6 protein-coding genes are annotated in these 8,605 nt (G+C 58.6%); 5 read left to right on the top strand and 1 reads right to left on the bottom strand.

The features are described from left to right. Window positions 1-264: 264 nt before the first annotated feature. The 5 genes from rpsF (at window position 265) to dnaB (ending at window position 3,859) form a co-directional block, all read left to right on the top strand. The gene (rpsF, locus tag L8H52_RS28885; RefSeq protein WP_038360383.1) at window positions 265-687 is read left to right on the top strand and encodes a 30S ribosomal protein S6; all 423 of its coding nucleotides are present in this window, start codon (window positions 265-267) and stop codon (window positions 685-687) included. Between the two features lie 29 nt (window positions 688-716). Beyond that, window positions 717-947, top strand: coding sequence for a 30S ribosomal protein S18 (gene rpsR / locus L8H52_RS28880; RefSeq protein WP_002551829.1), 231 nt, complete (start codon window positions 717-719; stop codon window positions 945-947). 36 nt (window positions 948-983) lie between these two features. Further along, entirely contained in the window at window positions 984-1,877 is an 894-nt protein-coding gene (locus L8H52_RS28875) for a hypothetical protein (RefSeq protein WP_242209906.1), read from the top strand. Between the two features lie 18 nt (window positions 1,878-1,895). Continuing rightward, the gene (gene rplI, locus L8H52_RS28870; RefSeq protein WP_008078307.1) at window positions 1,896-2,342 is read left to right on the top strand and encodes a 50S ribosomal protein L9; all 447 of its coding nucleotides are present in this window, start codon (window positions 1,896-1,898) and stop codon (window positions 2,340-2,342) included. Window positions 2,343-2,461: 119 nt separating this feature from the next. After that, the gene (dnaB, locus tag L8H52_RS28865) at window positions 2,462-3,859 is read left to right on the top strand and encodes a replicative DNA helicase (protein WP_008078305.1); all 1,398 of its coding nucleotides are present in this window, start codon (window positions 2,462-2,464) and stop codon (window positions 3,857-3,859) included. A gap of 37 nt (window positions 3,860-3,896) precedes the next feature. Here the strand turns inward: dnaB and L8H52_RS28860 are convergent, their stop codons facing one another. Beyond that, window positions 3,897-8,537 (bottom strand): NEL-type E3 ubiquitin ligase domain-containing protein, encoded by a 4,641-nt coding sequence (locus L8H52_RS28860; protein WP_242209905.1) that lies wholly within the window; start codon window positions 8,535-8,537, stop codon window positions 3,897-3,899. Window positions 8,538-8,605 lie beyond the last annotated feature (68 nt).

The raw sequence follows: 8,605 nt of genomic DNA, 5'->3' as shown, positions 1-8,605 counted from the left end.
GGGTGTGTCAGACGACAATAATGTTGCCTGATGTATCGCATTCGCGAGCAGGCTCGCTCCCACAGTGTTTTGTGTCAGGTCGAAGATCGGTGATTGTTCAAATAATCACCAATTGCCTTGCACCTCTTCTATCCCTTCTCTACAATTGCGCCCCTTGCTGTGACGGCAGGCACGCATGTGCCCCGCGCCAGCAAGTCCATAAGTGTCATTCACTCCTTGTCTGACCGTTTTTGAGCGGCAGGCTACAACCCGTAAGGAGCATTCATGCGTCATTACGAAATCATCTTTCTGGTCCACCCGGATCAGAGCGAGCAAGTCGGCGGCATGGTTGAGCGTTACACCAAGCTGATCGAAGAAGACGGCGGCAAAATCCACCGTCTGGAAGATTGGGGCCGTCGTCAACTGGCCTACGCAATCAACAATGTTCACAAGGCTCACTACGTGATGCTGAACGTTGAGTGCACTGGCAAGGCCCTGGCCGAGCTGGAAGACAACTTCCGCTACAACGATGCAGTGATCCGTAACCTGGTCATCCGTCGCGACGAAGCCGTAACTGGCCAGTCCGAGATGCTCAAGGCTGAAGAAAACCGCAGTGAGCGCCGTGAGCGTCGCGACCGTCCTGAGCACGAAGGCGCTGATAGCGCTGATAGTGATGACAGCGACAACAGCGATAACGCTGACGAGTAATCCACGGACCTTATTAAGGAGCCTATCAAATGGCACGTTTCTTCCGTCGTCGTAAATTCTGCCGCTTCACCGCTGAAGACGTGAAAGAGATCGATTACAAAGATCTCAACACTCTGAAAGCCTACGTATCCGAGACCGGCAAAATCGTTCCAAGCCGCATCACCGGTACCAAAGCTCGTTATCAGCGTCAGCTGGCCACCGCTATCAAGCGCGCCCGCTTCCTGGCCCTGCTGGCCTACACCGACAGCCACGGCCGCTGAGACCGGGCAGTCGACAAGTAGCAAAGGATTGAATGCATGCGTGCCTTAGCTGAGTTCATCATGCGAGGCCGTATGCAGGCCACTCTCGTGGTGGCCGGATGTGCAACATTGCCGTTGTTGTATTGGTTGGGTGCTGCCGCGGGGAGCCTTGTGCTGCTGCGGCGCGGACTGACGGACGCCCTGGGTGTTCTGTCTCTGGGGCTGCTGCCGGCTTTGATCTGGTGGCTGTATGCCGATGACCCACGGGCACTTCTGGTGCTGCTGGGGTCTTCGGGACTTGCGCTGGTTTTGCGCGCAAGTGAGTCCTGGGTTCGCACGCTGCTGGTCAGCGTAGTGATTGGAGTGGTGTTTTCAGTGGTGCTCGGGGCTGCGTTTGCGGCCCAGATCGAGATGCTCGTGCAGGCCTTGATAAAGGTCATGCCGGCGCTTCTTGGTGAGACCTACAAGCAATTGTCGGTCGATGAGCAAGCGCGTTTCGCGTCCCTGATTGCACCAGTCCTGACCGGACTGATTGCGGCGTTGTTGCAGATCGTCAGCGTGCTGAGCCTGATTGTCGGGCGGCATTGGCAGGCGTTGTTGTACAACCCGGGTGGTTTTGGTCGCGAGTTTCGCGTCATCCGGATCCCGCTGGGACCAGCGATGTTGCTGCTGGCGTTGATGCTTCTGGGCCCGAATCTCGGTGCACAGATGGCCATGTTGACGCCGTTGTGCAGTGTACCGCTGGTGTTCGCCGGACTTGCCCTGATTCACGGGCTGGTCGGGCAGAAGCGACTGGCCGGTTTCTGGCTGGTGGGGTTGTACGTCACGCTGCTGTTGTTCATGCAGCTGATCTATCCGTTGCTCGTGGTTTTGGCCATTGTCGACAGCCTGATTGATTTTCGCGGTCGTCACGTGTCGAAAGACACCGATAACGCGAACGGTGAAGGTTAAAAGTTAGAGGATTTTCACATGCAACTGATCCTTCTGGAAAAAGTCACCAACCTGGGCAACCTGGGTGACAAAGTAAACGTTAAGGCCGGTTACGGTCGTAACTACCTGCTGCCTTATGGCAAAGCTACCGCCGCGACCCCAGCGAACATCGCTGCGTTCGAAGAGCGTCGTGCCGAGCTGGAAAAAGCTGCCGCAGACCGTAAAGCATCGGCTGAAAGCCGTGCTGCCCAACTGGCCGAGCTGGAAGTGACCATCACTGCCACCGCTGGCGACGAAGGCAAGCTGTTCGGTTCGATCGGTACTCACGACATCGCTGACGCACTGACCGCCTCCGGCGTTGAAGTTGCGAAAAGCGAAGTTCGTCTGCCGAACGGCACCATCCGCAACGTGGGTGAATTCGACGTGGCTGTGCACCTGCACGCCGAAGTTGAAGCCACCGTACGTGTTGTCGTGGTAGCAGCTTAAGCAACACTGATCGGCTGGCGGCTTGTCCGCCAGACGGTTAACATCGGGCACGATCCTGTTTACAGGTCGTGCCCTTTGTCTTTCTGAACTCCTCGTTTTTCCAAACAACACAAGTGGCCATGAACGATATCTCCGCTCCCGAGCAATACGATCTGCAAACCGCTGCCCTGAAGGTGCCGCCGCATTCCATCGAGGCCGAACAGGCTGTACTCGGTGGTCTGATGCTGGACAACAACGCCTGGGAACGCGTGCTCGATCAAGTCTCCGACGGCGATTTCTATCGACATGACCACCGTCTGATCTTCCGTGCGATCGCCAAACTGGCCGATCAGAACTCCCCTATCGATGTCGTGACCCTTGCCGAGCAATTGGACAAGGAAGGTCAGACCTCGCAGGTCGGTGGCCTCGGTTATCTTGGCGAACTGGCAAAAAACACGCCGTCCGTCGCCAACATCAAGGCCTATGCGCAGATCGTCCGCCAGCGTGCGACGTTACGCCAACTGATCGGCATCAGCACCGAGATCGCCGACAGCGCTTTCAACCCGGAAGGCCGCACCGCCGAGGAAATTCTCGACGAAGCCGAGCGGCAGATCTTCGCGATTGCCGAGGCCCGTCCGAAAACCGGTGGCCCTGTCGGTGTGAATGACTTGCTGACCAAGGCCATCGACCGCATCGACACCTTGTTCAACACCGACAACGCCATCACCGGCCTGTCTACCGGTTACACCGACCTCGACGAGAAAACCAGCGGCCTGCAACCGGCCGACCTGATAATCGTTGCCGGTCGTCCGTCGATGGGTAAAACCACCTTCGCGATGAACCTGGTGGAAAACGCCGTACTGCGCAGCGACAAGGCGGTGCTGGTGTATTCCCTCGAGATGCCAGGCGAATCGCTGGTCATGCGTATGCTCTCCTCGCTCGGCCGGATCGACCAGACCAAGGTGCGTTCCGGTCAGTTGGAGGATGACGACTGGCCGCGCCTGACCTCGGCGGTCAACCTGCTCAATGACCGCAAGCTGTTCATCGACGACACCGCCGGTATCAGCCCTTCGGAGATGCGTGCGCGTACCCGGCGTCTGGCGCGGGAACACGGTGAGATCGGTCTGATCATGATCGACTACCTGCAACTGATGCAGATTCCAGGTTCCGGCGGCGACAACCGAACCAACGAGATTTCTGAAATCTCGCGTTCCCTGAAAGCGCTGGCCAAGGAATTCAACTGCCCGGTGGTGGCGCTGTCCCAGCTTAACCGTTCCCTCGAGCAACGGCCGAACAAACGTCCAATCAACTCCGACCTCCGGGAATCCGGAGCGATCGAGCAGGATGCCGACGTGATCATGTTCGTCTACCGCGACGAGGTGTATCACCCGGAAACCGAGCACAAGGGCATCGCCGAAATCATCATCGGCAAGCAGCGTAACGGCCCGATCGGTTTTATCCGTCTGGCGTTCATCGGCAAGTACACCCGCTTCGAAAACCTCGCGCCGGGCAGCTACAACTTCGACGACGACGAATAAAGGCTGGCCGAAAATCCTCGGCCAGCACTCGCCTCATTCAGCTGGCACTTGTGCCGGCGGCTTCCTCATCAGTGCCGCTGGCCTTGTATTGCGCCAGTTCCTCGCGGCTCAGTTTTTCGATCAAGGCCGCTTCCTCGATGATCCACTCGGCCTGCATCGTTTTCGATTGCGCGTCGTAATCGGCGAACGACATTTCGTTTGCCTCGAATGACTCACCCAAGGCTGCTTGCCGGTCCTGAAACGGCTGACGCTGGGTTTCGAAGGTTTCCTGATATTTATTGGTCAGGTATTTTTGCCAGAACTCCCTCGACACCAATGCCTGAAACTCCTCAGCCGAGTTATCCCGCGCAATGACCGTCTGGTAAGCGTTTTCCAGCTGCGTGTCGGAGACTTTGACCAGGCGTGAGAAGCCCATTTTTTCCGGTTGCCCAGGCAGCTGCAGACGGTCTTTCAGGCCGTGGCGATAGTACAGCCTGATTTCGACTTCTTCTCCTACATGAGGTGGTGGCAGGATCGCGGCCTCATCGGGCGTTCTGGCAGCGACAATTGCGGCTTCGCGTTGCGCGATGTCTGCCGAGGCGACTTTGTCGACTTCGTGCAAGCGGAACAACGCCCTGGACAGCTTGAACAGTTCTGGCCCCTGAGTCTTGTCGCTGGCTCGGGCCACAGCGTTGTGCGTCATTGATATGACTTCGAGGTTGGTAAAGGTAAACGCCGCCCGATCACAGCAGGTCGCTTCGCCCGCGCGATCGAACACTTCGTTGCGCAGGCGTTCGGACTGCGGCGTGTTTTCGGTGATGCTGTCGATCAGCCTCCAGACTCGTCCCTGCAGTTCGTGGTGACCGGTGGCACTGTCCAGCAGGAGTTCAAGCGTGTCGAACAAACCGCCGGAACGCGGCTGGTCGCGCAAGGTTTGCCATTGACGCCTGCGGTTAGCCACTTGATTGTCGGAGAGTCCTGCTGTCCAGCGCTTCATCGGATCATTCCTGATCCAGCGCAAGGGCGTAGGACGTACGATGGCCGTACTGATGATGTTTCTTGCGCCTGTCAGCGGTGTTCCGGCGGCTGTCAGGCGATTGTTGTACTGGAACAGGCGGGTGTATGTCGCGTCCGACAGTGGATTGTTCGAAATATCGGTGATGTTGTTGATGCGCACGGTGTTCGCCAATTGATCATTCGGCGGCGCGATGATGGCGTCGGGAATTTCCGTGATGCGGTTGCCGTTCAGCGCGATGGTATCCAGCAGCGGCTGATGGATGAGGCCAGTGGGAAAGGTGTCGATCCCTGTGTGGGCCAGACTGACAGTCCGCATGTCGACGATCTGGCTCATGTCCGGGGCGATGCCCAGTTGCCGGTTTCCCTGCAGCTCCAGTCCACGCAAGGTAGTGCGGCTCGCGAGAACGCGGGCAGTGTCGGTGGTCAGGGTGATGTTATTGCTATCCAGGGACAACAACGTCAGCCCATTCATTTCGCCAATGGCCGGTGGCAGTTCGCGCAGTTGATTGCGCGACAGTTGCAACCAGCGTATATGGCGGAAACGCGTCAAAAAACCTTCCGGAGACGTGCTCAGGTGCATATTGACGAGTTTGAGTGAGCCGACGTGAGTGAAGTCAGCGTCTATGTCCGGCAGGCTTGGCAGCCGCAGATTGCTGAGATCGAGCTCCAGGCCGATGGGAGTACCGTCATGGGCGTGAGCTTGCGGCCCCTCTCGGCGCCAGCAACTGATGATTCTGTTGCTGGCCGTGACCCGATCAGCCCGGATCTGCGCATTGAGTGCCAGTTGATCCGCGCGAATGTAGCCGCCCCGATTGCCCCCACCAGAAAAAACCCAATCGTCGAGCTGGCGTTTCAGTACTTTGAATTCTCGTTCGAGACTGCGCACCTTGATAACGACGGTGTCCGCGTCGAGGCTCCACAGGTATTCCCTGCACTGCTTCATGTTCTTGCCTGGAAACAGCCGTTGGTAACGCCGGGCAACGGAGTTGTCGCTATCGAAGTTGGTATGAGTCAGCAGCTCGGGAGCAACTGCACTGACGCGCCGCCAAAAGTCATCGAACTTCTTCCCGTAACCGGCCGCAAAGCGGTTGCCATCGAGTTGGGTCACGGCGTTGATCCGGGCGATCGCCAGCAGTTGCTCCGCCGGAGGATCAAGAAAGGTCGGCGGTACTTCCTTCAAGCGATTGTGGCTTAGATCCAAAATGATCAGATCGGGCTTGTCCTGCAATCCGCTCGGCCACTGATCGATGCCTGTGTTATTGAGCTGCACCTGCCTCAGCCTGGACATGCCGCTGAAATCAGGCATCGAACCAAGGGCCGGATTGTCGCCCAGATTGATCGCCTCAAGCTGATTCATGGCACTGAGTATTGCCGCTCTGTCCTCTGTCATTTGCAGACGATTACCCGACAGGTCCAGGTTGACCAGGTCATGCATGGCAACGATGGGGCCGGGCAAACTTTCCAGCCTGCAGTGATTGATCACCAGCCGTTCCAGATTCGGGAAGCCGGACAGGAAAGTATCGGCGTCGCCCGACCAGGTAGCGGCATTGATTAACAGCGATTTGACATGACTGAAGTCGGCGCTGAGCGGGGGCAGTGGCGCTTTGATCTCCGGCAGCCTCAGCGTGTGCGTCGAATCCAGCCAACAGGCCTTGATGATATCTGCAATACGGCGCGCCTGTATTTTGGCCGGGGTATCAGCGCCGAACGAGTCGGTCTGGCTGCGGTTGACGTAGGTGTCGAGCTGGGATTCCAGTGAGTCCAATGCTGCGACACGGCGTGCCAGTTGCGCTTTGCCGTCGTCATTCAGGGCGAGGAGAAATGCTCGCAACTGCTGAGGATTCTTGTTCGGATAGACCCGTTGCACGCTGGCGGTTTCGGGCATGTCGCTGGGGAGTCTGAATGCATCGGCCGGGGCGTTGTTGCCCAGCTCCGGCTGTTCGGTTGTCACCCGTTGCCAAAAGTCTTCCAGTTTCGTCCAGTAGCCGGGCGGGAACGGATTGCCTTCAAGCAGGGTAACGCTATTGATACGGGCGAGCGCTTCGAACTGCTCGGCTGGCGGATTGAGGTTTGCCTCCGGCACAGCGGTCAGAAGGTTGTTGCGCAAGTCCAGGTGCGTCAGTCGGGATTGGCTGTGCAGACCTGCCGGCCATTGATCCAGTTGTGCGTTGCTCAGGTTCAACGTCTTGAGGTTCGGTATCCCGGAGAAATCAGGTGTTTTACCCAACGGGTTGCCTGACAGGTCGAGGTGCTTGAGATTGTCCAGCGAGCTCAGGTCGGCGGCTGCTCGTTCATCGAGGGCGATACGGTTCGTGCTCAGGTCCAGTCTGTGCAGACTGGGCATCTGTGCAATGGCGGTCGGCACGGTACTTAGGGTTGACCCGCTGATATGCAGACCTTCCAGACCGGAGAAGTTGCCGAGCAATGTACTGGCGGAGTCTGACCAGGCGACCGATTGCAGAGTCAGGTGCCGAACGTGGCTGAAATCCGCTTTCAGCGCCGGCAGTGGCCCGTTCCCGGCTTCGAGCCAGAGAATGTCGCCGCTCTGATGACGCCAGCAGCGCTTCAGACTTTGGGCGATCTGTTGCGCGTGGGTTGGCGAAACACCGGGGGGCGATGCGCTGACGGATTGTCGCAGCCAGGCGTCCAGCTCGATCTTGAGGGATTTGTAGGCGTTCTCGCGACGGGTCAAACCGCCGGTGACGTCATTTCCCAACGACTCGATAAAGCGGCCGAGTTCTTCATCGGTGTGGTCCGGGAACAGTTTTTTTGCCCGCGATTGCGGGCTGCGTAACCGGTTGAACGCCATAGACAGCCTGTCCCGTATTCCGGGGCCGGCAGAAGCATCTGTGCTATCGCTGCGCTTCATTCCTCCGGCCCCGGCCACGGTGGTACCCACCCAGCCTTGTATGGCGTCGAGAACAATCGGTTCCGATCGGCCCGGGCGAGTTGCGACATACACATTGGCGCTGTCGCTGGCGACGGGGTCGTCACCGCGTACGATGCGCATCACGGTGGCCAATGGCGTCGAGGCGTCCGGGTCGTGCAGAACCTGATAGGCATGGTTGTCGATCGACGCATACAGTTTGCCGTCGAAGCGATGAAGGCCATCGCTATCGGGGTCTATGTGGTTGAAAGCGAGTGGTGTGCGAAACGGTGCCAGACGGGTATCGCTCAGGGCAAAGGTGATCGGTTCGAAATCCTCCAGCCTATGCCACCGCCCACTGTCTGGATCGCGCAGCAGAGCGGGGCCGGAAGGCTTCGATTCGCTGGACAGCCTGGCGCGGAACAGACCGCTGTCGCCATCCTTGGCGACCTGCACGATCCCGACGTCGACCACGTCGACATAGGGGCGCCCTCTGTAGATCCTGAAACCTTCGGCATTTGCCGCCGGCAAGCCAACAGGTGCCATGACCCGGTATTGCTCCAGCGGCAGGTCGACAGGGCGGGCCGTTTCGGCTGATGGCGGGGAAGGGTGGACCGTGACCGTGGGCGCCGGGCTGATGGCATTGAGGTCAGCGTCGCCTGTTGGCCCGTGAGGGCGCGCCGGCAGTCCGATCGTGCTGAAACTGTCAAAGCCCGGACGCGGTGTTGGATCGGCGCGCGGCGTGGTCACGTCCGGTGCCGGTCGAATGGAGGTGTTGCCCGAAGTGGTGCTTTTGGGCGGTGACTTTATTGGCATTTCCTACTTTCCTTGTAGTGGCCAGCAACACCCGCAGGCGGGAGGTGCTGGTCTGTGCGGCTTCATTG

Source organism: Pseudomonas sp. CROZ-RG-20F-R04-15 (assembly GCF_022662375.1).
Lineage (GTDB): Bacteria > Pseudomonadota > Gammaproteobacteria > Pseudomonadales > Pseudomonadaceae > Aquipseudomonas.
This window is presented reverse-complemented; position numbering and strand designations above follow the sequence as displayed.